We start from the raw sequence: 23,482 nt of genomic DNA, 5'->3' as shown, positions 1-23,482 counted from the left end.
CGGGGTGGTGGGGGGCTGGGGGGTGCGGGTCAGGGGCGTACGAGCAGCTGGAACTCGAACGCGTAGCGCGAGGCGCGATAGGTGTGCGAGCCGAACTCGACGGCCCGGCCCGTGTCGTCGAAGGTCGTCCGCTCCATGGTCAGCAGCGGCGCCCCCTCGGGCTCGCCGAGCTGCTTCCCCTCGTCGGCGGTGGCCGAGCGGGCGCCGACCGCCTGGCGGGCGCTGTGCAGGGTGATGCCCGCGGCGCGCATCAGCCGGTAGAGGCCGGTGTCCTCCAGCTCCGCGCTGTCCAGCTTGAGCAGCCCGGCCGGGAGCCGGTTGGACAGGTGGGCCATGGGCTCGCCGTGCGCCAGCCGCAGCCGCTCGATCAGCACCACCTCGGTGCCCTCCGCGATGCCGAGCGCGGCGGCGACCTCGGCGGTGGCGGGCTCGGTGGTGTTCAGCAGCACACGGGTGGCGGGGCGCTGGCCCGCGGCCTCCAGGTCGTCGTAGAGGCTGCTCAGCTCCAGGGGGCGCTTGACCTGGCTGTGCACCACCTGGGTGCCCACACCGCGGCGCCGCACCAGCAGGCCCTTGTCGACCAGCGACTGGATGGCCTGGCGGACGGTGGGACGGGACAGCCCGAGCCGCCCGGCCAGCTCGATCTCGTTGCCGAGCAGGCTCCCCGGTGCCAGCCGTCCCTTTTCGATCGCCGACTCCAGCTGCTGGGACAGCTGGAAGTAGAGCGGGACCGGGCTGCTGCGGTCCACGCTGAACTGGAGCGCATCCGCCCCGCCGGAGGAGTCTTCTTCCTGCTTTGCCACGGGGCGAGCGTAGCCGGATGAACAGATGACGGGAAGTCGTGAAGTTCGGTTGTCCGGACAAACTACGCAGAGGAGTCGACAACGCTGTCGTTCGTCTCCGTCCGTAACCAGCAGAGCGACCGATGGCCCGGGCCCACCTCCGTCTCGGGCGGCCGCCGCGTACAGGCGTCCATGGCGTACGGGCAGCGCGGCCGGAACCGGCAGCCGTCCCCGACCACCACCTCCCGCCGCTCCGCGTCCCGCCGCGCCCGCGCCGCCAGCCGCTCCGCGCGGGCCGCCCGCGCCCGCTCACGGCCCGCGGCCGAGCTGGGCGCGGCGGCGGCCAGCGCCTGGGTGTAGGGGTGACGGGGTGCGAGGATCACCTCGTCGCTGGGGCCGCGCTCCACGATCTCCCCCCGGTACATGACCATCACCTCGGAGGCGAAGTGCCGGGCGGTGGCCAGATCGTGCGTGACGTACAGCAGGGCGAGCCCGCGCTCGTCCTTCAGCCGGTCCAGCAGCCCCAGGATCTCCAGCCGGATCGACACGTCCAGCATCGACACCGGCTCGTCGGCCAGCAGCACCTCCGGCCCCGGCGCCAGCGCGCGGGCGATCGCGACGCGCTGCCGCTGCCCGCCGGACAGCTCGTGGGGGCGCTTGTGCGCCATGTCGGCGGCGGGTGTGAGGTTCACCGACCGCAGCAGCTCCCGCGCCTGCTCCTCCGCGTCCGCCCCGCGCCGCGCCCGGCCGTTGACCAGCAGCGGGCGGGTGAGGTGGTGGCCCACGGTGTGCGCGGGGTTGAGCGAGGCGAACGGGTCCTGGAACACCATCTGCACGGCCCGCCGGTAGTCCTTGCCCCGGGTCCGCCGCGCACCGCCGAGCCGCACCTCCCCGGCGGTGGGCGTCACCAGCCGCGACAGGGCTCGTACGACGGTCGACTTGCCGCTCCCGGACTCGCCGACGAGCGCGAGCGTCCGCCCGGCGTGCAGCGCGAACGACACCCGGTCCACGGCCCGGAACGGCACCCGGCCGCGCTGCGGGAAGTCGACGGTGAGGCCGGTTACCTCCAGTGCGGTCACGGCTGCCGCCCTTCCGGTCGAGGGGCCCGGGGGGCCCGGGGGGCCGCCCCCGCCCGCGCCACCGTGTGCAGATGGCAGGCGGCCGAGGTGCCCGGAGCGAGGGGGAGAAGGGGAGGCGTCGTCGTGGCGCAGGGGTCGAAGGCGTGCTCGCAGCGGGCGGCGAAGGGGCAGCCGGGCAGGGCCTCGCGCAGGTCCGGCGGGGAGCCGGGGATGCCGCGCAGGGCGCGGCGTTCGCCCGAGAGGTCGGGGAAGGAGCGCAGCAGGCCCCGGGTGTAGGGGTGGGCGGGGTCGGCGGCGATGCGCTCGGCGGGGCCGTACTCGACGATCGAGCCCGCGTACATCACGGCCAGCCGGTCGCTGATCTCCAGCAGCAGCGACAGGTCGTGGGTGATGAAGACGACGCTGAAGCCCAGTTCGTCGCGGAGCCGCTGCACCTCGTCCAGGATTTCGCGCTGGACGACGACATCGAGCGCGGTGGTCGGCTCGTCCATGATGACGATCTCCGGTTCGAGCGCGAGCGCCATGGCGATGACGACGCGCTGCCGCATGCCGCCGGACAGCTCGTGCGGATACGCCCGCACCCGGGCCGGGTCGATGCCGACCATGTCCAGGAGGGCGCGGGCGCGCTCGTACCGCTCGGGGCCGCGCATGCGGGGCCGGTGGGCGCGGAAGATGTCGTCGAACTGCTTGCCGACGGTGGTCACCGGGTTGAGCGCGTTCATGGCGCTCTGGAAGACCACCGACAGCCGGGACCAGCGGAAGGCCCGCAGCGCCTCCCCCTGAAGCGCGAGCAGATCCGTCTCCGTGCCGGCGCGGTCGCGGTGCACGACCCGCCCCTCGGTGAGCCGCGCCGGTGGCCCCAGCATGCGGGCAACGGCGTACGCGAGGGTCGACTTGCCGCAGCCGGACTCGCCCGCGATGCCGAGGAGTTCGCCGCGCCGCAGCTCGAAGCCGACGTCGCGGACGGCACGGGTGGGGCGGTCGCCCTCGTACGTCACGCTGATGTGCTCGGCGCGCAGCACCACGTCTTCCGTCATCGTCCCGCCTTTCGCAACCGCAGCCGCGGGTTGAGGACCTCGTCCAGGCCGAAGCTGATCAGGGACAGGGCCGTGCCGAGCACGGCGATGCACAAGCCGGGCGGGATGAACCACCACCAGGCCCCGCTGGTGAGCGCTTCCGCGTTCTGGGCGAAGTAGAGCATCGTGCCCCAGGTGAGATGGGACGGGTCGGCGAGGCCGAGGAACGCCAACCCGGCCTGGGTGAGGATCGCGAAGATCACCGCGAAGATGAACTGGGAGACGATGATGGCCAGTTCGTTGGGCAGGATCTCCACCAGCACGATCCGCCACCGCTTCTCCCCGTACACCCGCGCCGCCAGCACATAGTCGCGGCTGCGCAGCGACAGCGTCTGGGCGCGCAGCACCCGGGCGGAGGCGGCCCAGCTGGTGAGGGCGATGACGAGGATGGTGGACCAGGAGCCGCCGCCCTTGACGTACGCGGAGACGACGATGACCAGCGGCAGCCCGGGGATGACCAGGAAGACGTTGCTGATCAGGGACAGCGCCTCGTCCGCGAGCCCGCCGAGGAAGCCGCCGCCGATCCCGGCGACGACGGAGACGACGGTCGCGATGAGGGCGGAGGCGACGCCGATCACCAGCGTGCCGCGGGCGGAGACCACCAGCTGGGCGAAGACGTCCTGCCCGGTCTGGGTGGTGCCCAGCCAGTGCGCCCCGGAGGGGGCCTGGCCGAGGTCGGTGGTGAAGGCGTTCGGGTCGTGGATCAGCCACGGGCCGAGGAGCGCGGTGAGGACGAAGGCGGCGAGCAGGGCGAGGCCGGTGGCGAAGCGGCGGGAGCGCAGCGCGGGCCGAAGCCAGCCGCGGCCGCCCGCCCGTGGGGTGGTCGTCGGGGTCGCGGGGACGGTGGGCGCGGTCATCGGGCCTGCCTGGTGCGGGGGTCGACGAAGCCGTACACCAGGTCCACCAGGAAGTTGGCGGCGAGGACGCCGAAGGTGATGACGAGGAAGACGGCCTGCATGAGCGGGTAGTCGGTGTTCTGGACGGCCTGGAGCAGGGTGAATCCCATGCCGGGGTAGGAGAAGACGATCTCCATCACGAGCGAGCCGCTGACGATGAAGCCGAGCGAGATGGCGAATCCGGCGACCGAGGGCAGCACCGCGTTGCGGGCCGCGTAGCCGACCATGATCGTGCGCGGCGGAAGCCCCTTGGCCTCGGCGGCGACCACGTAGTCCTCGGCCAGGGTGGAGACCATCATGTTGCGCATGCCGAGCATCCAGCCGCCGACCGAGCTGAGCACGATGGTGGCTGCGGGCAGCACGGCGTGTTCGGCGGCGGAGGTCAGGAAGGCGCCGCTGAAGCCGATGTCCAGCGTCTCGTCGTAGCCGCCGCCCAGCGGCAGCACCCCCCACACCTGGCCGAAGAGGTACAGGAGCAGCAGCGCGAGCCAGAAGTAGGGGATCGCGGCGAGGAAGGTGGTGGAGGGGACGAGGGAGTCGAACCAGCTGCCGCGCCGCCACCCGGCCAGGGTGCCGAGGGTGAGGCCGAGGGCGACGCTGAGGAGAGTGGCGGCGCCGACCAGGACGAGGGTCCAGGGCACGGCGTCGCCGACGACGTCGGTGACCGGGCTCGGGAAGTACGTGACGGAGAGCCCGAAGTCGAGGTGGACCAGCGCGCGCAGATAGTCGCCGTACTGGACGAGGAGATTGCCGTGGCCGAGGCCCAGCATGGCGGCCAGGGCCTCTTCCTGGCCGGGTTCGACGGGCCCGGACTGGGCCTGGCGGGCGAGCATCAGCTGCACCGGGTCGCCGGGGATGAGGCGCGGGAGGAAGAAGTTGACGGTGACCGCCATCCAGGCGGCGATGGCGTAGAAGCCGAGCTTGCGCAGGAGGTAGCGCACGCTGCCCGCCCCCGCCGCTACTTGCCCGCGGCCGGTTTGATGCGGGCGGCGACCCAGCCGCCGTCGGGGTCGAGCCAGATGGAGGGCGCGGCGTACAGATTGTCCTCGGTGGGATAGCCGGTGACCCGGTTGCCGTTGAATTCCTGCTCGTTCTGCGCGGAGAAGAGGGGGATCAGCGGCATGTCCTTGATGAATTCCCGCTGGATCTTGTAGTACCAGGGCTTCTGTTTCGCCAGGTCGGTGGTTTCGCCGATCTTGTCGAGGGCGTGGTCGATCGTGGCGTTGGCGTAGCGGCCGAAATTGCCGACGTTGGTGGTCTCACCGATCTTCGGCGGGATGGAGCTGTCCAGCATCTGGGCGTAGTAGGCGCGCGGGTCGGGGGTGTATCCGGCATTGTCCAGCAGCATCTGGAACTGGCCGCGGGCGCGGTTGTTGGACCACTGGCTGTACGACTCGGCCTTGACGACGAGGTCGATACCGGCCTTCTTCAGCTGGTCCTTCGCCATCTGGGCGACGCTGACGTAGTCCGTCCAGCCGGAGACGAGTTCGACCGTTACGGACAGCTTCTTGCCGTTCTTCCGCCACATGCCGTCCGACCCCCGGGTGTAGCCGGAGTCGGTGAGATAGCCGTCGACCTTGTCCTGCCCGGTCTCCACCATGGCGTCCTTCAGCGACGGGTCGAGGACGGACTGGTAGTTGGGGAGCAGCAGCGCCATGGGGTTGGCGGCGGGCGCCTGGCCGTCGTACACGCTTTTGTTCATGAAGTCGCGGTCGAGGGCGGCGCTGATGGCCTTGCGGACCCTGACGTCCGCGGTGGGGCCGCGCTGGGCGTTGGGCACGAAGGACGTGGTGGCCAGCGGAATGTTGACCAGGTCGAACTTCTTGTTCTTCGCGAGGTAGTTCTTCTTGATGTCGGGAATGAAACCGCCCGCCCAGTCGATCTGCCCGGAGGTGACCGCGGCGTTGGCGGCGTTGTTCCCGGTGAAGGCGCGATACCGCATGATCTTGAAGTGCGGGAGGCCCTTGATGTAGTAGTCCTTGCGGGCGACGAGATCGAGCGTCGTGCCCTTGACGGATTTCACCTTCCAGGGCCCGGTGCCCACCGGGTTGGGATTCAGCGTGGTCGCCTTCTCCTTGGCGGAGAGCCCGGACCAGATGTGCCGGGGCAGCATCTTTATCTTGCCGAGGAGGAAGTACTCCTTGGTGTAAGCGGACTTGGTGAAGGTGACGACCACGGTGTGCTTGCCCTCGGCGGTCGCGGAGGCCACCGGGAGGGCGTACATGTTGAGCGCCTTGTTGTCCTTCGTCATCCGGAAGGTGTAGGCGACGTCCTCGGCGGTGAAGGGCTTTCCGTCGTTCCAGGTGACGTTCGTCCGTAACTGGATGCGGATGGATTTCCCGCCGTCCGCCCAGGTGTACTTGGTGGCCAGCCAGGGGTCGACCTCGCCGGTTCTCGCCGCGTTGAAGTGGAACAGCGGCTCGTAGATCATTCCGTTGGTCGCCTGGAGCGGCTGCGGCGCGTACGGATTGAAGTTGCGGACGAAGTTGCCGCCGGCCCCGGAGGACACGGTCAGCACCCCGCCGGCGCCGCCTCCGCCACTGCCGCCACCGCCGCAGGCGGCCAGCGTGCCGGAGAGTGCGAATGCGGCCGCCGCGGCGATCGCGCGGCGCGGACGGCCCGTGCTCATCAACGTCATGGTGTCCCCCTCGGTATGCCCGCGCACCCCCGGCGCCGTGAAATTAAGGGGCTCCGTCAGAGGGTGTCAATAGAGCCGACAGCGCCTCTCGACTGAACCGGCTTAGTGGCGCCCTTGTCGAATCCGTCGAATACCCAGGTCCGGCCGTACAGAGCCGCGTTGAGGTGATCTAGACCGCGGAATCGGCCCTCGTACGACCCTCGTCGGAGCCGTTGACTCTAAACCGGTTTAGCCCTTCACTGCTTGAGTAGCGCGGCACTGCCCGCTTCCCCACCGGCCAAGGGAGAGTCCGTCGATGCAGCGCCCCTCCGCCCGGCTCACCGTCCACGACCGCCCCGTCACCTGGCTCGGCGCCAACTTCTGGTCCAGGACCGGCGGCCCGCTGATGTGGCGGAGTTACGACGGCGAGGTGATCGACGCCGAGCTGCGGGTGCTGCGGGACCACGGGCTGACCATGACCCGCTCGTTCTTCTACTGGCCCGACTTCCATCCCGCCCCCGACCGGCTCGACGAAGACATGTGCGCGCGCTTCGCCGACTTCCTCGACCGGCACCGGGCCCTCGGCATGACCACCGTCCCCACCTTCCTGGTCGGCCACATGTCCGGCGAGAACTGGGACCCGTCCTGGCGCGGCGAGCGCGACCTGTACGGCGACGTCTGGCTGGTCGCCCGGCAGGCGTGGTTCGCCCGCGAGACCGTGCGCCGCTTCGCCGCGCATCCGGCCGTCGCCGGGTGGCTGGTCTCCAACGAGATGCCGATCTACGGGCGCGAGCCCGGCACCGCCGCCCCGCCCGCGCCCCGCGAGACCGTCGCCGCCTGGGCCCAGCTCGTCGTGGACGCGGTCCGCGCCGGGGGCGGCACCCAGCCCGTCTCGCTCGGCGACGGCGCCTGGGGGCTGGAGAACTCCGGCTACGACAACGGCTTCCGGGTCCGCGACACCGCCGGCCTGTGTGACTTCCTCGGCCCGCACGTGTACCGCATGGAGGACGACCCGGTGCGCCAGCACTACGCGGCGGCCTGGGTGTGCGAGCTGACCGGCACCTTCGGGCGGCCCGTGATCCTGGAGGAGTTCGGCGTCAGCTCCGACTTCGCCTCCGGCCCGGGCGCGGCCCGCTACTACCGGCAGACCCTGCACAACAGCCTGCTGGCCGGGGCCACCGGCTGGATCGCCTGGAACAACAGCGACTACGACGGACTGCGCGGCCAGGACCCGTACCGCCATCACGCCTTCGAGATGCACTTCGGCCTGACCACGTCGGAGGGCGCCCCCAAACCGCAGCTCCTCGAACTGAAGGAGTTCGCCCGGGTCCTGGAGGAGGTGGACTTCCCCCGCTGCCACCGCAGCCCCTCCGACACGGCACTCCTGGTCTCCTCGTACCTCGACACGCTCTACCCCTTCACCCGCGCCGAGGACCGCGCCTACGTCCAGCAGACCTGCCGTCAGGCGTGGGTCGCCGCCCGCCTCGCGGACACCCCGGCGGCGGTGGTGCGCGAAAGCGACGGCCCGCTGCCCGCCGGCGTGACGCTGTGGCTCGTCCCCTCCACCAAGCAGCTGCTCTCCCCCACCTGGTACGACCTGGAGCAGCGGGCCCGCGACGGCGCGACCGTCTACGTCTCGTACTCCCCCGGCGCCCACGACGAACAGCGCGGCCCCTGGTACGCCCACCTGAACGAACTCTTCGGCGTCCGCCACCAGCTGGACTACGGACTGCTCGACCCCATCGAGGACGACGAGGTCACCCTCACCCTCACCCGCCCCTTCGGCACCCTCCCCGAGGGGGCCAGGCTCACCTTCCGCGCCGCGGGCGCCCGGGCGTACCTCCCCGTCGAACCCGACGGCGCCGAGGTCCTGGCCGTCGACGGCCGCGGCCGCCCGGCGCTGCTGCTGCGCGCGGTGGGCGAGGGCTCCGTCGTCTTCTGCGTCTACCCCGTCGAGCACATGGCCGCGGTCACCCCGCGCGTCAACCCCGAGGCCACCGCCACCCTGTACGACGCCCTCGCCGCCCACGCCGGAGTCCACCGCCCGGTCACCGTCGGCGATCCGCGCGTCGCGGTCGACCGCCTCGTCCACGAGGACGGCCGCACCTTCGTCTGGCTGGTCAGCCAGGCCGCCGAGGAACTGACCGTCAAACCAGCCGTCACCGGCGGCGCCACCCTGCTGGACCTGACCGGCGGCCCGGCCGGCACCGTCACCCTGCCGCCGTACGGGGTACGGGTGCTGCGGCTGACCACGGCTCAGGACTAGCCCGGTTCACCGGCCCGTTCAGCGGCCGTCCCTGGGGGCCGGGGTGAACGCGACGGGCAGCGCGGACAGGCCCCGTACCCAGGCCGAGGGGCGCCAGAGCAGCGTGTCGCGGGATACCGAGAGGCGCACATCCGGCAGCCGGTCCAGGAGCACTTCCACGGCGGTCTTCGCGATCGTCTCGGCGATCTCCTGGGCCGGGTGCGGGCAGCGGTGCTCGCCGTGGCCGAAGGAGAGAAAGGCGCTGTTGCCCTCGGTGAAGGCCTGGGTGTCCGGGCGGATCAGGGGGTCGGTGTTCGCGCCGTGGAAACCGAGGATCAGCAGATCGCCCTTGCGGATGTACTTCCCCGCCAGGGTGGTGTCCCGGGTGGCCCAGCGGGCGGCGAGGTTGGCGACCGGGGTGTCCTCCCACAGCACCTCGTTCATCGCCTGCCCGACGCTGTGACGGCCGCCGGAGAGCGAGAGCGCGAACCGCTCGTCGGTGAGCAGCAGCCGCAGGGTGTTGCCGATCCAGTCGGCCGTCGGCTGGTGACCCGCCGTCATGATGACGATCAGGTCCTGGGCGACCAGTTCGTCCGGGTACCCCCGGTACGAGGCGACCAGCCGGGAGGCCACGTCCGGCGCGGGCGCCGTCCGCTTCGCCGACGCCAGCTGATGCATCACCATGTAGACGTGCTGGTAGGCCTCGAAGGGGTTCCCCGTGCCGTCGACCGCGTCGTTCATCGCCTGCACGAGCGCGGGGCCCTCGGCGTCGGGGATGCCGTAGATGCGGGCGAGGACCAGTTCCGGCAGCAGCCGGGCGTAGTCGGCGATCAGCTCGGCCTCGCCCTGGTGGCAGAACTCGTCCACCAACCCGTCGGCGATGTGCTCGGCATGGCGGCGCAGTTCGTACGGATCGACGGCCTCCAGGGCTTCCGCGATGGCCTCGGCGCGCCGCCGGTGGTCCTCGCCGGTCGCGTACACCACGGACGTCTGATCGCGGCTGATCATGGGCGCGAGCGGCCAGTTCTCGGGGATGTTGGCCCACTGGTTCCACTGGTTCGCGTCCCGGGTGAACAGCTCGTCGTCGCTGGTGACCTGGTGCAGTTCGCGGTATCCGAGCACCAGCCAGCCGGGTATGTCCCCGTCGAGCAGCACCGGGGCCACCGGCCCGTGCTCGCCCCGCATCTCCCCGTACACCCCGAAGGGGTTGGTCTGGAAGCCGGGCCCGCTCAGCGACCGCGCGCCCTGATGCGCGGGGCAGCCGGGCGGCGGTGTGGCGGAGGTGGCCGCGGCGTTCTCGGAGGGCGATGCGGGGCTGGCTGTCATCGATCGGGTCCTTGTGCACGAGCGGACATAAGCCAGGCCAGAATAGATTGCATAAGCCACTCATGTGCCCGGACCGCCACGATTCTTCCAGGCCGCGCCCGGGCCGCCTTGGACATCGTCGGTGTTGGACGCCAGCGTGGCTTCGAGAACGTCGCGGGGGCCGCCCACGGCCACCCATCCGCCGACAGGGGTACCCGGATTCGTCGACTCGTCGACCGACAGGACGTAGACGTGACCGTTGCACACGGGTCGAGATGTACTTCGCGCCCACTCCGGCCGCAATGACACCTTCGTTACCCGCGGAGTCGACGTCGGTGCAACCCTTCGGCTTCTCGTGCCCTTCGCGCCCGTCGTGCCCGGTGCGGGCGGACTGCGCCGTGCTGGCGGGCTCGGGCTGCGGCTCGGTCGCCGCCGCGCTGGTTCCGATGCGGTCGGACGGGCTCACGTTTTCACTCAACCGGGCGCCCCAGCCACTCGTCCGCGTACTTCCGGTACGTCCCGTCGTGCGTCGCCAGATGCACCCACTGGTCGACGTAACTCTTGAACTGCGCGTCGGCGCGGGGCAGCGCGTACGCCTTCTCCGAGAACGAGAACGGCTTGTCCGGGTGGACCGCGCACAGTTCGGGGTGGAGCTTCGACTGGTAACGCGTCTCGCTGGCGTCCGTCATCATCACATCGGCGCGGCCGTCGATGATCTCGTCGAAGATCGTGGTGTTGTCGGGGTGGACGGTGAGGGTGGCCCGCTTGATGTGGGCGCGGGCGAACTCCTCGTTGGTGCCGCCCGGGTTGACCACCACGCGGACGCCCGGCCGGTCGATGTCGTCCAGCGTCTGGTACTTCTTCTCGTCCTCGCAGCGCACGATCGGCGTCTTGCCGTCGGTCAGATACGGCTCGCTGAAGGCCGCCTTACGGGCCCGGGCCAGCGTCACCGACACCCCGCCCATGCCGATGTCGCAGCGCCCGGCGGCGAGGTCGTCGACCAGCTTCGCCCAGGTCGTGGCGACGAACTTCGGCTTGGCGTCGAGGCTCTTGGCCAGGTTGCCCGCCATCGCGATGTCGATGCCGGTGTAGGCGCCGGTCTTGGCATCGCGATGGCTGAACGGCCGGTAGTCGCCCGTGGTGCACACGCGCAGCACCCCGCGCCGGGGCACCCGGTCCAGCGCAGTGCCCTGCCCCACGGCGGAGTCGGCCGCGGAGCGGGCGGTGGGCCGGGCCGCCGTGGCGTCGGCCAGGGCCGACCCCGTGGCGGTGACGGCGAGCACAGCGGCGACGGTGGCGAGCGTGGCGGCGCGTCTCATGGGGACTCCTCGGCAGCGGCATGATCACGGCGCGCTCAGAGTGGCAGAAGACGCCGCCCAGGAGAACCCGCCGACCACCTGCTGGAATCCGCCGAGCGCGACGATCTGCCGCGCCGAGCCGCCGTCAGTACCGCTCCGGTCCGGGGTCGTCCAGCGGCGGACCGACCTCCGCGAGGCGGGCCAGCAGCTCGGAGGCACGCTTGGCCACGGTGTCCCGGTCGCCCTCGGACAGCGCCGAGCCCATCCCGCAGGCGACCGCCCCGGCGGCGATCCAGTCCGGCGCGTCGGCCACGGTCACCCCGCCGGTCGGCACGAAGGCGGCCTGCGGCAGGGCGGCCCGTACGTCCTTGATCCAGCGCGGCCCGTACGCCGCGGCGGGGAACAGCTTCAGCGCGTCCGCGCCCAGCTCCATCGCGCGCACCGCCTCGGTGGGGGTGGAGACGCCGGGGAAGACCGGCAGGCCGTAGCGGTGGCCGGTGCGGATGACCTCGGGGTCCAGGCTCGGGGAGACGAGGAAGCGGGCGCCCGCGTCGACGGCCATCCGGGCCGACGCGCCGTCGAGCACGGTGCCCGCGCCGATCACCGCGTCGTCGCCGACCTCCCGGATCAGGGTGGTGACCGCCTCCAGGGCGAAGGGCGTGGTCAGCGAGATCTCCAGGCTGGCGATGCCCGCGGAGAGCAGGCTGTCCGCCGTCGCCGTGGCGTGGTCGTAGGTGTCGCTGCGGACGATGGCGAGGACGCGCTGCGCGAGCGCGGCCCGGGTGATCTCCCAGCGGTACACGGCAGTCGCCGCCTTTCCTCTCCTAGGGTCTACTGCCTGATGGTGCCGCACCCCAGTGCCTCCGGGATATGCGGCGGTGTGCGGTGCGGGGTGGGTGCTGTGCGGTGCTGTGGTTGATGGTCTTGCTTCGTCCGAACCGGACGCGAGCGCCGGGCCGTCAGGCCCGGCACGTGGGTCCCGTTTCAGCGGTTCCCACTTCAGCGGGTCCCGCTTCAGCGGGTTCCGATCAGCGGTGGACCCCGTCGCCGCCGTTGACGAGCTCGGCGAGCGCCCGGTCCCGCGCGAGAGCGGACGGCAGCCCGTCCGTGTCCGAGGCGGCCTGGACGACCAGGGCGGCCACGCACGCGGCCTCGGCCAGCGCCCGGGGCTCGGAGAGCCCGCGCAGCCTCGCCGACAGGTACCCCGCGGCGAAGCCGTCACCCGCGCCTATCGGGTCGACCAGCGGGACCGAGTGCGGTGCCTGCTGCCAGCGGCCGTCCGAGGTGATGACGGTGGCGGAGTGGTCGGCGCGCTTGATCACGACCTCCTGGGTGCCGCCCTCCAACAGCTCCTGCGCGGCCTCGTCGGCCGCCTGCGCGGTGAGCAGCTCCAGCTCGTCCTCCCCCGCCAGGACGAGGTCCGCCTCGCGCAGCAGCGGCCCCGCCGTCTGCGCCCACTGGGCGGCACCGCCCAGCTTGCTCCGGACGTTGGGGTCGAACGACACCTTCGCCCCGGCCTCCCGGGCCAGCTCCACCAGGCGGCGGCTGGCGGCCGCGGCGGTCGGCGAGAGCATCGGCGTGATCCCGGATATGTGCAGCAGCCGGGCGCCGTCCAGCGCGCCGGGGCTGATCTCGTCGGGGGTGAGACGGGACGCGGCCGATCCCATGCGGTAGTACTGCACGTCGATCGCGCGGTGCGGATGGCTGTCGCGCAGCAGCAGCCCGGTGGGCGCCTGCTCGTCCACGACGGCCTGCGAGACATCGACCCCGTCGGCGCGCAGCTCGCGCAGCACCGCCTCGCCCGCCGGATCCGCGCCGACCCGGCCGAGCCAGCGCACCCCGTGGCCGAGCCGGGCCAGCCCGGCGGCCACATTGGACTCGGCGCCCGCCACTGAGCGGCGGAAGTGCACGGCCCTGTCGAGCGGGATTCCCGGCTCTGCGAGCAGCAGCAGCATCGCCTCGCCGCACGTGACCACTTCCGGACCGTTCGCCACCACTGCCTCCCCGCGCGTCCACTTCTACCGGAACGGTATCGGCAACCACCGACAAACGGCGGGGCGGGGGGCGGAGATCGTTCGCAAAGAGACCGAGATCTTATCCGGACCGGCGCGTCGGCACAGCACAACGGCCGCTGCCCGGGTGGGGCGGCGGCCGCTGTGCGTGGGGGGTGGCGGGTCTCGCGGTGTCCGCCCGTACGACCGGGGCGGTGGTGGTGACGGCGGTTCAGCAGCCGCGGTCCACCAGGTCGAACGACTCGTAGTGGTCCGCGGTGTAGTAGTCCTCGTCCGTCTTCTTCCCGGTGACGATGCGGCGGGCACCGCGGTCGTCGGAGCCGGGGGTGATGACGGTGTACTCGTGGTAGTAGCCGGAGGACTGGGCCGGAAGAATGCCCTCGCGGTTCTGGAAGACCGTGCCGTCCTGCGGGAACGGGTACGGGCCACCCTTCTCGATCAGGTCGAGGGTGTCATGGGCCTGGGACGGCAGCTTCGAGTAACAGATGTCGCCGACGTCCGCGAGGGCCTGGGCCGACGCGACGGTCGCGGGCGCGGCCGGGGTCGCGGTCGCCGTGACGGCCGTACCGCCGATGACCAGCGACGCGGCGAGGGCGCCGAGGGCGCCGATGCGGGCAATCCGTGGGGGGATTTTCATGGCATCTAGCATGACGCGCGTAGACCATGGCATGTCAATGCCAAGTCACGGGAGTTTTCGCTGAGTTCACATGATGCGGATGAAGCCCGAGGGGGCGTGACCGGACCGTTATTTGCCTCTGAGGCAAGCTTTTTGCCTCAGAGGCGAAGGCCTCGTATACCGGATACATGAACCCGTTCCCCGAGGGGGACCCCGCAGAGCCGCTCGCCCCATCCTCCGGCGAGCTGCCCACCGTCGCTCCCCGCCTGCGGGACCTGCGGCGCGGCAGCGGCCTGACCCTGGAGGCGGCGGCGCACCGCGTCGGACTCTCCCCCGCGCATCTGTCCCGGCTGGAGACGGGCCGCCGCCAGCCGTCGCTGCCCATGCTGCTGACCCTGGCGCGTACCTACGGAACCACGGTATCCGACCTCCTCGGCGAGGTGCCGCCGAGCCAGGACCCCATCGTCCGCGCCGACCGGATGGAGGCGCAGGAGGCGGGCGGCTGGACCTACTGGCGGGCCGGCGGCTCCGGCCGGGCGATGCAGGCCCTGCGGCTGCACGTACCGGAGGGCTCGGGCGCCCAGGACCAACTGGTGCGCGTCCACGCGGGCGAGGAGTGGCTGTACGTCATCAGCGGGCGGCTCCGGCTGACCCTCGGCGACGCCGTCCATCTGCTCGACCCCGGCGACGCGGCCCACTTCGACTCGCTCACCCCGCACCGCATCGCCGCCGCCTCCCTGGGCGGAACGGATCTGCTGTTCGTCCACACCCTGCTGCAGAGCGGGGCCGCCGAGCTGTGCCTCGGCGACGCCGCCCGCCGCGGAGGAAGGCCCGGAATGCCATGAACGACCACCCGACCCCGAACCACCCCCCTGCGGACCCGGCCCGCAGCGCGCCCCCGAGGACGACGCGGGAGCAGGACCGGGCGCCCATCCCGGTCGCCGTCCGGGTCTTCATCTACGTCATCGGCGTGCACGTCTTCGCCGGCTTCCTCTACCTGCTGTTCTACCTGGGCGCCTCCAAGTAGTCCGCCGACCCGTCGGGAGGGGTCCGGGCGTACGCCGGGCATACGGTCCCGTGACCACCCCGCCCGGGAAGGAGCCCACCCATGGAGGACCGCGCGGCGTCGACCGCCCGCACGATGTGGACGCTGTTCGAGCCCATCCACGCCGTCACCTACTTCGCCCCCGAGGCCCTGGCGGCGTACGAGGACGCGGGCCTGCGCGGCTTCTGGCGCGGCTACTTCGCGTGCCGCGCCGCGCCGCTGGGCCCGGTCGGGCCGGAGCCCGTCGCCGCCGCCTTCTTCTCCTTCGCGCCCGCCATGGTCGCCCGCGCCCTGCCCGACGCATGGCAGCTGACCGCCCCCGAACACGCCCTGGAGGTACGCCGCGCGGGCACCGTGGCCGCCCTGCGACGGCTGCTCACCGGCCTTGAGCGCGAGGCCGAGCGGGCGGCCGAGGCCCTGGTCCCCCGGGCCGCCGGGCTCGACACCTCCGGACGCGTCCTGGCCGCCGCCCACGCCTCGCTGGACTTCCCCGACCAGCCCCTGGACCGCCTGTGGCACGCCGCCACCCTGCTGCGCGAACACCGCGGCGACGGCCATGTCGCCGCCCTCGTCGCCGCCGGGCTCGACGGCTGCGAAGCCCTCGCCCTCCGCGCGGGCACCGACATCCCGCGCACCGAACTCCAGCCCTACCGCGGCTGGACCGACCAGGCGTGGGAGACGGCTCGCCTCCACCTCACCGAACGCGGCCTGCTCCTCCCCGACGGCACCGCGAGCCGGGACGGGCGCGAACTGCTGCGCGCCGTCGAGTCCGCCACCGACCGCGCGGCCGAACGCCCCTGGCGCGCCCTCACCCCGGACGCGGTCCGCGACCTCACCACCCTCCTCACCCCCGTCTCCCGCGCCTGCGCCGAAGCCCTCCGCTTCCCGAACCCGATCGGCCTGCCGAAGCCGAGTGGCGGCTGAGACGCGCGCCACACCCGCGCCTGTCACACTTCACCGCTCCGTTCCGTCAAGGAGGTACAACGACCTACAAGAACCCGAGGAGCACCCCATGGACGCTCGCTTGAACCTGTTCGGCAACCAGACCGCGGCCGCGTTCCTCAAGCGCATCAACGCGGCGGGCCAGGCCGTCTCGGACTCGCCCCTGCCACCCGCGACCCAGGAGCTGGTCAAGCTCCGCGCCAGCCAGATCAACGGCTGCGGCTTCTGCACCGACATGCACAGCAAGGAGGCCGCCCACGCCGGGGAGACCTCGGTGCGCCTCCACCTGGTCGCGGCCTGGCGCGAGGCCACGGTCTTCACCGACGCCGAACGCGCCGCCCTGGAGCTGACCGAGCAGGGCACCCGCATCGCCGACGCGGCCGGCGGCGTCACCGACGAGGCCTGGGCGAACGCCGCCAAGCACTACGACGAGGACCAGCTCGCCGCCCTGGTCTCCCTCATCGCCCTCATCAACGCCTACAACCGCCTGAACGTCATCGTCCAGCAGCCCGCCGGGGACTACCAGGTCGGCCAGTTCGGCTAACCGGCCGTGGGCGCGTCGGGTCCGAGGCCCCGGGCCCGGCACAGGGCCTCGATCTCGGCGAGCGGATCGCGGGGCTCCGGGAAGCGGGGCGCACAGCCGGGGCACGCGTACGCCGTCCCGCCGCCGACGCTGCCGCCGTGCTCCACCGTGACGACGACCGGCTCGTTCGTCGGCCGCTGGCAGCGCGCACAGACCTGCGACGTCACCGCGCGTCCTCCTCGCCGAGCGCGGCCACCAGCGCTCCGCGCAGCCGTGCGGCGTCGGTGAGGTAGCGATCCGGGCCGACGGGGACACGCCAATGGGTGCCCGGCCGAGTGGTCCGCTGCGCGGGCGGTACGCCGAGGTAGCTCGCCGTACTGGCCGAGAGACCCAGCACGCGCACGTGCCGCACCTCCCACCCGTCGGCGGTCCCGGGCCGCACCAGCCAGTACAGGGGCCCGTACCGGTCCTGGATGACGGCGCCGGAGTCGGCGCCGAGCAGTTTCAGCGCACGCTCCCCCACGGGCTCGGCCGCCCTGACGGCGTCCCACCACCGGCCTGCGGGCAGGACGGTGAGTTCGTGTCCGCTGGGCGGCGTCCATCGCTGGGCTCTGAACCTCACATCGGGCTCCCCTCGTCGCGCTTGCTCACGACGAGAGAACTGCGGTCGGCACACTGGCGGCCGGACGGGCCGCGTGACGTCGCGGCCGACTTTTCGCGAGATCGCGGACTTTCCGTGTCGGTGGTACCCACTACGGTGAGTGAGTGGACGAATCGCAGACGCCGTTCGCACGTGAGTGCGCGGCACGTGGCTGGGGTCGCAGCAGCGCGTTCCTCCGCGCGTTCGACGCGACGGCGGACCTGTTGGGCGAGCATGTAGCGCTCACCGACCGGCAGTTCCGGCGCTGGCGCTGCCCTCATCCGCCTCGGCCACGGCCACGGGCCTGGCGGGTGCTGCACGCCATGTTCGGGGTGAGCCCGCTGGAGCTGGGCTTCCCCGGCCCGGAGCCGAGTGCCACTCTGGACGGACTACCTGGCCGTTATGAGGGGGTACACGTGGAACGTCGCGCCTTTGTCGCCGATTCAGTCGGCAGCGCCGCCGGGCTGGCAATGGGTTCCCGGGGCACCGTTGGTACGCCACATGTCGTCGAGCTCCGTGAAGGGCTGCGCTCGCTCTTCGCTTTCGACAATGCCCATGGCGGAAACTCGATCCGCTCACTGGCCGCCCGGCACCTCCGCCGCGTCCGTCGCATCATCAACACCGGCACCTATCCGGCAACGATCGGCCGTCAACTCCAGCACGTCGCAGGGGAGTCGGAGGAGCTCTGTGCCTGGTTTTCCTACGACGCCGAGGACCAGGAGACCGCCCGCCGCTACTGGGGCGAGGCGCTGACCACCGCCACGATGCTCCGTGACGACAACCTCGAAGCCATGGCGCTGGCGATGCTCAGCTTGCAGGCCAGTTCCGAAGAGCGGCCTCGTGACGCCTACGAGTTGGCGCACGCCGCCCGTCAGCGGGCCACACCGCTCGGCTCGCCGCGCCTTCTCTCCGTCATCGCCACCCGGGAGGCGCGGGCGCTGACGCTCATGCGCGACCACAGCGGAGCGCGGAAGCGGCTCGCCGAAGCCATGCGGCTGGTGGATCAGTCGGACCGCGAACGCCCGGCTCCCGAGTGGACGGCCTTCCACGGCCACGCCGAACTGAACTACTGGCAGGCCACCCTCTACTCCGCATCTGACAAGCACAAAGCCGCCGTGCCCTTCCTGCGCGCCGCGATATCGCAGGGGGACGGTACGTACAGCCGCAATCAAGCGCTGGACCGGCTGGCCCTCGCCCGCACCCTGGTGCAGGCCGGAGAGGTCGACGAGGGCGCGAGCGAAGCACTCGCCAGCCTCGAACACCTGACCGAGGTCGAATCGGGGCGTGTGACCCGGTCCCTGCACGAGGTCCGGGCGTTACTCAGCGAGGCGGATGCGGTGAGCGCGAAGGACGCAGCCGAGGGGCTGACCGCGTACACCGAGGGAGAACTCTGATGGGCCAGGTGACCTACGAGCGGTACGAGAGCGCCGAGGCGTCCAGGCTCGACGCACTTCTCCCAGCGTACGAAGAGGTGTACGCCGAACCGCCGTACTGCGAGGGTCCCAGCGACGTCGCCGAGTTCATCGAGCGATTCCGGCTCCAGGCCCGGCGGCCGGGCTTCCGCTTGATCCTCGCCCGCGAAGGCAACGAGGTCGTCGGCTTCACCTTCGGCTATCTGCTGCCCGCCGACACCGGCTGGTGGGACGGCCCGGTGGAGGCCGTGCCCGAGAACTTCACGGACGAGACAGGCGAACGGACCTTCGCCATAATCGAGTTGGCCGTGCGCAAGCCGTGGCGCCGCCAGGGCGTCGCGGCCGAGTTGCACTCCCGTCTCCTCAGCGATCTCTCCGCGGAGCAGGTCACGCTGACGATGCGACCGGAACCCGAGGCCGCACCGGCCCAGTCGGCGTACGCGGCGTGGGGTTACCGGACAGTGGGACGGTCCCGGCCATGGGACGACGCACCGCTGTACGACGCCATGGTCCTCGACCTGCGCCGAGACGAAACCGGGGGGCGAAGAAGCGAATGAGCGCTGAGGCGGCGGCCATCAACCTCGGCCGCACCGTGGCGACGCGTGTCGTACGGCTATGGCTGGAGCCGCGTACGCGGGAGCGGGAGAGCCGGATGGAGATGTCCGCGCTCATACGGCGGCGCATACCGGGGCTGCGTGACCAACGCGGTGTGGAGCGGCAGTTCGAGCAGATCGCGGACGCGGTCGCTGCGCGGCTGGAGCCCATGTGCGGCCATGAGTTCCGGGATCTGGACGAGGGGGGACGCCAGGCGGCGCTGGACGCCGTGACGGCGGCGTTCGCCCACGCGGACCTGTCCGACGCGGCGATCCTCGGGTCGGATGCCAACCCCGCCGAACTCGCCCGCCGGGTACGGACCGCCGCTCCCCCGCCGACCGGGCTGGGCGACGCGGCCACGCAGTTCTACGAATTGCTGCTCGCGGAGTGCTGCGACTGCTACGTGCGCATCCTGCTCCGGCTTCCGGTCTTCACCGAGCGGGCCGTGACCGAGCTGCTGGGACGGGTGAGCGAACTCGGCTCGGAGCTGAGCCGGGTGCTGGAGCGGCTCCCCGTCAGGTCGCTGTACGCGCCGCAGGGGGCGGACCATGACGCCGCGTTCCGCCGTGAGTATCTGGAGTTCATCAGCCACACCCTGGATACCGTGGAGCTGTTCAGCTTCACGGCAGGTCAGGCGCCGCGCACCAAGCTGTCCGTCGCATACGTCAGCCTCCGGGTCAGTACGGACGGGGACGGACGGACACCACGGAGGTCGGCCGATGGGCCCGACCATCGCCTGCGGACGGGCATCGGCTCGTGGGGTGGCGACCAGTACGAGTCGTCCGCGAGCGTACGGGTCGAGGCGGCGCTGAAGCGGTCGCCGCGCATCCTGCTGCGGGGCGAGGCGGGCTCGGGCAAGACGACCCTGCTCAACTGGCTTGCCGTGACCGCCGCACGGGGCACGTTCAGCGGTGACCTGGCCGACTGGAACGGGCTCGTCCCGGTCCTGGTCAAGCTGCGGCGTTACGCGTCACGCGACCTGCCGCGCCTGGAAGAGCTGCTGGACGCCACGGCCGGGCCGCTGACCGGCCACATGCCCCGCGCCTGGGTGGACCGCGCGTTCCAGGCGGGCCGGGTCCTGTTGCTCGTCGACGGGGTGGACGAACTGGTTGCGGGCGAGCGGCGCAAGGTCCGCGACTGGCTGCGGCTGCTGCTCAGCGCGTACCCGGACACTCGGGCCGTGGTGACGTCCCGGCCGACCGCGGCGCGCGGGGACTGGCTGCGCGCGGAGGGGTTCGCTCCGGTGGGGCTGGAGCGGATGACACCGGCCGACCTCAGGGCCTTCGTACGGCAGTGGCATCAGGCCGTGGGAGCCCAGGGTGGCGATCTGCCATGCGATCCGCAGGAGTTGCCGCACTATGAACGGGCGCTGCTGGCAGGTCTCCAGGACCGCCCGCATCTGAGGGCGCTGGCCGCGAGCCCCCTGCTCGCGGCGCTGCTCTGCGCGCTGCACCTCAGCCGACGCCGACGGCTGCCGCGCAGCCGCTTGGAGCTGTACCGCATCGCCCTGGAGCTGCTGGTGCAGCGCCGCGACGCGGAGCGCGGGGTGCCCAGCGCGCTGGACGTTCAGCTCAGTCTGAGCGACAAGCTGAGTGTGCTGCGAGATCTGGCCTGGCGGCTGTCGGACAACAACCGCAGCGAGATCGCCATGGACAAGGCGCTCGTTCACACGACGGCCAAGGTGGCTTCGATGCGCCATCTGGACATCAATGGTGATCAGGTCCTGGACCACCTCGTGATGCGTTCCCGGGTCCTGCGCGCCCCGGCCGAGGGCCGTATCGACTTCCTGCACCGCAGCTTCCAGGAATACCTGGCGGCCGAGGAGGCAGCGGAAGAGGACCGCATCGGAAATCTGGTCGAGCGGGCCCATCTGGACACCTGGCGGGAAACCATCATTATGGCCGCCGGGCACGCCAATAGCAGCCAGCGGCAGGAGCTCATCGCCGGAATCCTCGACCGCGCGTCGGCGGAGCGCCGTCACGCGCGGGGGTTGCGGCTGCTGGCGGCCTCCTGCCTGGAGACCATGGGTTCGGTACCGGAGGAGATCGGGAAGCGGCTGGACGAGAACCTGGAGAAGCTGACGCCGCCGCGACGGACGAGCGACGCCACCTCGCTCGCGGCCGTGGGAGATCCCGTACTGCGCAGGCTGCCGCGGTCTCTGGACGGCCTCACCGCGACGGTCGCCAGGAGTGCCGTGCGAACGGCGGCGCTCATCGGCGGAGAGAGAGCGCTCGATCTGCTGGAGGCGTACGCGGAGGGCGGGCGCGCCGATGTGCACCAGGACCTCGCCCATGCATGGGAGTACTTCGAGCCCGACCCCTTCGCCGAACGCGTCCTGGCCAGACTTTCCCTGGAGCGCGTCCTGCTCAAGCTCTCCCACCCCAGCCAGTGGGCCGCGGCCACGCGGATGCGGTCGGCGCGGAAGGTATGGATCGACTTTCCCATGGCCTCCGGGTTCGGGCCGATCGAGGAGTTCCCCGACTTGTCCGTGCTGTGGATCTCACGGCTGAGGGACGACAACGACCTCGGCCCGCTCGTCTCCCAGCCGAATCTCGGCAAGCTCTCGATCTACGGAAACACCTCCCTGCGAGACGTCACGCCATTGAGCGCGCTCCCTCATCTGTCGGATCTGAGCCTCACAGGCTGGACCTCGCTCCCGCCTGTGCCCGACATCCCTCTGCCGCGCACGCTGACAGATCTGAGCTTGGGTTTTCTCCCCGCCGACTCCGATCTGGGGTTTCTGAACTGCCTGCCACCGATCGAGACCCTGAGTCTCGATGGCTCCGGGACTCCGCGCAATATCGCGAACCTTTCCGCCGTGCCGAAGGTGTGGCGACTGCGTCTGAGCGGACTCGACTTGTCCGAATACCTCGATGTCCTCTCGGCGTCCACTCAGGCAACCGATCTGCGTTTCTTCCGCTGTGCCTTTCCGGCCGACCTCGGCGCACTGAACTCCATGGCCTCTGTGACCAAGGTGTTCTTCGGCGAGTGCCACGGCCCCGTCCCCGGCCCGCTGGATCTCTCGTCCCTGGGCAGCCGCCCGGCCCACCGCCCTCTCACTGTCGAGGTGGGCAGCACGCAGACCGTCACCGGGACCGACTGCCTCGGCCCCGGAATTCGCGTCCGCTACCTCTAGCCGCGCCGCAGGCGCGCCCGCACGCCGTACGCCAGCGCGCCCGCCGCCAGCACCGCCGCTCCCGTGGCCACGGACGTGAGCGGCAGCGCGAAGGCCAGGACCGCACAGCCGAGCAGCCCCACGGCCGGGACGGCGCGGGCGGGACGGCCCTCGGCGGGGGTGAGGGTCCGGGCGGAGGCGTTGGCGACGGCGTAGTAGACGAGCACGCCGAACGAGGAGAAGCCGATCGCGCCGCGGACGTCCGTGGTGGCGGCGAGGACGGCGACGACCGTGCCGACGGCGAGTTCGGCGCGGTGCGGGACGTGGAAGCGGGGGTGGACGGCGGCGAGGGCGGGCGGCAGATGGCGGTCGCGGGCCATCGCGAGGGTGGTGCGGGAGACGCCGAGGATGAGGGCGAGCAGGGAGCCGAGCGCGGCGACCGCCGCGCCGGTACGGACGACGGGGGCGAGCCCGGGGGCGCCCGCGGCGCGGACCGCGTCGGCGAGCGGCGCTGTGGTGTGGGCCAGTCGGTCGGGTCCGAGGACGGCGAGGGCCGCGAGGGCGACGGCCGCGTACGTGACCAGCGTGATGCCGAGGGCGAGGGGGATCGCGCGGGGGATGGTGCGCTCCGGGTCGCGCACCTCCTCGCCGAGGGTGGCGATGCGCGCGTATCCGGCGAAGGCGAAGAACAGCAGCCCGGCGGCCTGGAGGGTGCCGCCGACGGTGGCGTCGGCGCCGATGTCGAGGCGGGCGGCGTCGGCGGTGCCGCCGGTCAGGCAGGCGACGACCACGGCGGCGAGCACGGCCAGCACGAGGGCGACGATCAGCCGGGTGAGCCAGGCGGCCTTCTGCACGCCCGCGTAGTTCACCGCGGTCAGCGCCACCACGGCCGCGACGGCGACCGCGTGCGCCTGTCCGGGCCATACGTAGGAGCCCACCGTGAGGGCCATCGCCGCGCAGGAGGCGGTCTTGCCGACGACGAAACCCCACCCGGCCAGATAGCCCCAGAAGTCCCCCAGCCGTTCGCGGCCGTAGACGTAGGTGCCGCCGGAGCGCGGGTAGCGGGCGGCCAGCCGGGCGGAGGAGGTCGCGTTGCAGTACGCCACCACGGCGGCCAGCGCCAGCCCCGGCAGCAGTCCGGACCCGGCCGCCGCGGCGGCCGGTCCGAGCGCGGCGAAGATGCCCGCGCCGATCATCGCCCCGAGCCCGATCACCACCGCGTCGAACAGTCCGAGGTGGCGCCGCAGCTCCCCGGGAGCGGCGGCTCCGGTCGGCGTTTCCATCG

At 71.8% G+C, this 23,482-nt stretch carries 22 protein-coding genes; 8 read left to right on the top strand and 14 right to left on the bottom strand.

The features are described 5' to 3' along the window. Positions 1–29: 29 nt before the first annotated feature. The 6 genes from ACFZCY_RS24045 to ACFZCY_RS24020 form a co-directional block, all read right to left on the bottom strand. Positions 30–749: a UTRA domain-containing protein gene (locus tag ACFZCY_RS24045; RefSeq protein WP_391177220.1), complete on the bottom strand. Its 720-nt coding sequence runs from the start codon at positions 747–749 to the stop codon at positions 30–32. 116 nt (positions 750–865) lie between these two features. Then, positions 866–1,861: an oligopeptide/dipeptide ABC transporter ATP-binding protein gene (locus tag ACFZCY_RS24040; RefSeq protein WP_391176797.1), complete on the bottom strand. Its 996-nt coding sequence runs from the start codon at positions 1,859–1,861 to the stop codon at positions 866–868. After that, complete coding sequence (locus ACFZCY_RS24035) at positions 1,858–2,898, bottom strand: oligopeptide/dipeptide ABC transporter ATP-binding protein (protein ID WP_391176793.1); 1,041 nt, start codon at positions 2,896–2,898, stop codon at positions 1,858–1,860. The genes ACFZCY_RS24040 and ACFZCY_RS24035 overlap by 4 nt, the downstream gene beginning before the upstream one ends. Beyond that, complete coding sequence (locus ACFZCY_RS24030) at positions 2,895–3,794, bottom strand: ABC transporter permease subunit (protein ID WP_391176791.1); 900 nt, start codon at positions 3,792–3,794, stop codon at positions 2,895–2,897. The genes ACFZCY_RS24035 and ACFZCY_RS24030 overlap by 4 nt, the downstream gene beginning before the upstream one ends. Further along, a complete protein-coding gene (locus ACFZCY_RS24025; protein WP_391176788.1) occupies positions 3,791–4,774 on the bottom strand; it encodes an ABC transporter permease subunit in 984 nt (327 codons plus the stop codon). Before ACFZCY_RS24025 ends, ACFZCY_RS24030 begins: the two co-directional genes overlap by 4 nt. Positions 4,775–4,791: 17 nt before the next feature. Next, positions 4,792–6,462 (bottom strand): ABC transporter substrate-binding protein, encoded by a 1,671-nt coding sequence (locus ACFZCY_RS24020; RefSeq protein WP_391176785.1) that lies wholly within the window; start codon positions 6,460–6,462, stop codon positions 4,792–4,794. A 304-nt stretch (positions 6,463–6,766) separates the two neighbouring features. Here ACFZCY_RS24020 and ACFZCY_RS24015 point away from each other — a divergent pair, with 304 nt between their 5' ends. Further along, positions 6,767–8,716: a cellulase family glycosylhydrolase gene (locus ACFZCY_RS24015; RefSeq protein WP_391176782.1), complete on the top strand. Its 1,950-nt coding sequence runs from the start codon at positions 6,767–6,769 to the stop codon at positions 8,714–8,716. An 18-nt stretch (positions 8,717–8,734) separates the two neighbouring features. Here ACFZCY_RS24015 and ACFZCY_RS24010 read toward each other — a convergent pair whose 3' ends face one another. The 5 genes from ACFZCY_RS24010 to ACFZCY_RS23990 all read right to left on the bottom strand — a co-directional run bounded on the left by ACFZCY_RS24010 (position 8,735) and on the right by ACFZCY_RS23990 (position 13,947). Next, positions 8,735–10,021 (bottom strand): cytochrome P450, encoded by a 1,287-nt coding sequence (locus ACFZCY_RS24010; protein WP_391176779.1) that lies wholly within the window; start codon positions 10,019–10,021, stop codon positions 8,735–8,737. Between the two features lie 449 nt (positions 10,022–10,470). After that, positions 10,471–11,319, bottom strand: coding sequence for a transporter substrate-binding domain-containing protein (locus ACFZCY_RS24005; RefSeq protein WP_391176776.1), 849 nt, complete (start codon positions 11,317–11,319; stop codon positions 10,471–10,473). Between the two features lie 124 nt (positions 11,320–11,443). Further along, a complete protein-coding gene (locus ACFZCY_RS24000) occupies positions 11,444–12,100 on the bottom strand; it encodes a bifunctional 4-hydroxy-2-oxoglutarate aldolase/2-dehydro-3-deoxy-phosphogluconate aldolase (RefSeq protein ID WP_391176773.1) in 657 nt (218 codons plus the stop codon). Positions 12,101–12,326: 226 nt separating this feature from the next. Then, on the bottom strand, positions 12,327–13,292 hold the full coding sequence (locus tag ACFZCY_RS23995) for a PfkB family carbohydrate kinase (protein ID WP_391176770.1): 966 nt from the start codon (positions 13,290–13,292) through the stop codon (positions 12,327–12,329). Positions 13,293–13,521: 229 nt separating this feature from the next. Beyond that, complete coding sequence (locus ACFZCY_RS23990; RefSeq protein ID WP_391176766.1) at positions 13,522–13,947, bottom strand: ribonuclease domain-containing protein; 426 nt, start codon at positions 13,945–13,947, stop codon at positions 13,522–13,524. 167 nt (positions 13,948–14,114) lie between these two features. On the opposite strand from ACFZCY_RS23990, the gene ACFZCY_RS23985 reads away from it, so the two are divergent. The 4 genes from ACFZCY_RS23985 (at position 14,115) to ACFZCY_RS23970 (ending at position 16,457) form a co-directional block, all read left to right on the top strand. Next, on the top strand, positions 14,115–14,771 hold the full coding sequence (locus ACFZCY_RS23985; RefSeq protein ID WP_391176764.1) for a helix-turn-helix domain-containing protein: 657 nt from the start codon (positions 14,115–14,117) through the stop codon (positions 14,769–14,771). Beyond that, positions 14,768–14,953 carry a DUF6126 family protein gene (locus ACFZCY_RS23980; RefSeq protein WP_391176760.1) on the top strand — a complete coding sequence of 62 codons (186 nt, stop codon included), beginning with the start codon at positions 14,768–14,770 and terminating at the stop codon, positions 14,951–14,953. The genes ACFZCY_RS23985 and ACFZCY_RS23980 overlap by 4 nt, the downstream gene beginning before the upstream one ends. Before the next feature lie 81 nt (positions 14,954–15,034). Beyond that, positions 15,035–15,895, top strand: a complete 861-nt coding sequence (locus ACFZCY_RS23975) for a hypothetical protein (protein WP_391176756.1) — start codon at positions 15,035–15,037, stop codon at positions 15,893–15,895. 88 nt (positions 15,896–15,983) lie between these two features. Next, positions 15,984–16,457 carry a carboxymuconolactone decarboxylase family protein gene (locus ACFZCY_RS23970; protein ID WP_391176753.1) on the top strand — a complete coding sequence of 158 codons (474 nt, stop codon included), beginning with the start codon at positions 15,984–15,986 and terminating at the stop codon, positions 16,455–16,457. On the opposite strand, the gene ACFZCY_RS23965 is transcribed toward ACFZCY_RS23970, so the two are convergent. Further along, positions 16,454–16,663, bottom strand: a complete 210-nt coding sequence (locus ACFZCY_RS23965; protein ID WP_391176751.1) for a hypothetical protein — start codon at positions 16,661–16,663, stop codon at positions 16,454–16,456. The genes ACFZCY_RS23970 and ACFZCY_RS23965 overlap by 4 nt on opposite strands. Then, the gene (locus ACFZCY_RS23960; RefSeq protein ID WP_391176748.1) at positions 16,660–17,058 is read right to left on the bottom strand and encodes a hypothetical protein; all 399 of its coding nucleotides are present in this window, start codon (positions 17,056–17,058) and stop codon (positions 16,660–16,662) included. Before ACFZCY_RS23960 ends, ACFZCY_RS23965 begins: the two co-directional genes overlap by 4 nt. A 143-nt stretch (positions 17,059–17,201) precedes the next feature. Between ACFZCY_RS23960 and ACFZCY_RS23955 the strand changes: the two genes are divergently transcribed. The 3 genes from ACFZCY_RS23955 to ACFZCY_RS23945 are packed head-to-tail and all read left to right on the top strand — an operon-like array spanning position 17,202 to position 22,218. Continuing rightward, on the top strand, positions 17,202–18,470 hold the full coding sequence (locus tag ACFZCY_RS23955) for a hypothetical protein (protein WP_391176745.1): 1,269 nt from the start codon (positions 17,202–17,204) through the stop codon (positions 18,468–18,470). Further along, entirely contained in the window at positions 18,470–19,045 is a 576-nt protein-coding gene (locus tag ACFZCY_RS23950; RefSeq protein ID WP_391176742.1) for a GNAT family N-acetyltransferase, read from the top strand. Before ACFZCY_RS23955 ends, ACFZCY_RS23950 begins: the two co-directional genes overlap by 1 nt. Continuing rightward, complete coding sequence (locus ACFZCY_RS23945; RefSeq protein ID WP_391176739.1) at positions 19,042–22,218, top strand: NACHT domain-containing protein; 3,177 nt, start codon at positions 19,042–19,044, stop codon at positions 22,216–22,218. Before ACFZCY_RS23950 ends, ACFZCY_RS23945 begins: the two co-directional genes overlap by 4 nt. Here ACFZCY_RS23945 and ACFZCY_RS23940 read toward each other — a convergent pair. Continuing rightward, positions 22,215–23,480, bottom strand: coding sequence for an amino acid permease (locus ACFZCY_RS23940; protein ID WP_391176736.1), 1,266 nt, complete (start codon positions 23,478–23,480; stop codon positions 22,215–22,217). The genes ACFZCY_RS23945 and ACFZCY_RS23940 overlap by 4 nt on opposite strands. Positions 23,481–23,482: the final 2 nt, after the last annotated feature.

This window comes from Streptomyces sp. NPDC007983 (assembly GCF_042958345.1).
Lineage (GTDB): Bacteria > Actinomycetota > Actinomycetes > Streptomycetales > Streptomycetaceae > Streptomyces.
Note: the sequence above shows the minus strand (reverse complement) of the source record. Positions and strands in the feature narration are given on the sequence as shown.